The sequence below is a fragment of the Marinibaculum pumilum genome, assembly GCF_042646425.1.
Classification (GTDB): domain Bacteria; phylum Pseudomonadota; class Alphaproteobacteria; order Ferrovibrionales; family Ferrovibrionaceae; genus Marinibaculum; species Marinibaculum pumilum.
On the sequence record NZ_JBHRTR010000042.1, the window covers coordinates 1 to 591 of the forward strand.

Below are 591 nucleotides of genomic sequence, written 5' to 3' on the forward strand. Positions count from 1 at the left end.
CAGTGCTGTCCGGCACGATTTCGGATGACGGGGTGCATGGCATTGATTCTACTTGGAAACGAGCGTTCTGGCGGAATGTTCGGTTCCGAAGGAGAGCAATGCCATGCCGGTCCAAGCTACGGTGTTTTCGTGTCTTCTGCAGCAACTGCCTTGGGGTGCTTTCGACCGGGCCGTGAAGGCCCATGGGATGGACGCCGGGCATCGGGGATTGGATGCGCGCTCCCATCTGGTTGCGCTGATGGCCGCGCAGCTTCTGGAGGTGAAAGGCCTGCGCGATCTGGAGGCCGGCCTTGCCAGCCACGCGCCGTCGTTGCGCAGGCGGCGCATCAGGCCGGCCTGCCGCTCCACCCTGTCCGATGCCAACAGGTGGCGTCCTGCGGCGGCCTTCGAGGCCGTGATCCCGGCCCTGCTGGAACAGCTCTCGCCGACCCAGGCACGACAGACGCGCCAGCAGCTTCGGCTGGTAGATTCCACCCTTGTGCTGCCCGGCCGGGGCGCGGAGCGCTGGGCCCGGTTCCAGAACGGCAAGATCGCCGCAAAGGTGCATGTCGTCTTCGACCCGAAGGCGGCGCTGCCGGTCTTCTACGAAGT

1 protein-coding gene is annotated in these 591 nt (G+C 65.7%); it reads left to right on the plus strand.

Annotated elements, in window-relative coordinates; translation table 11 throughout:
• Window positions 1-103: 103 nt before the first annotated feature.
• On the plus strand, window positions 104-591 hold a 488-nt coding region (locus tag ACFOGJ_RS24025; RefSeq protein WP_379905422.1), incomplete at its 3' end, for a DUF4372 domain-containing protein.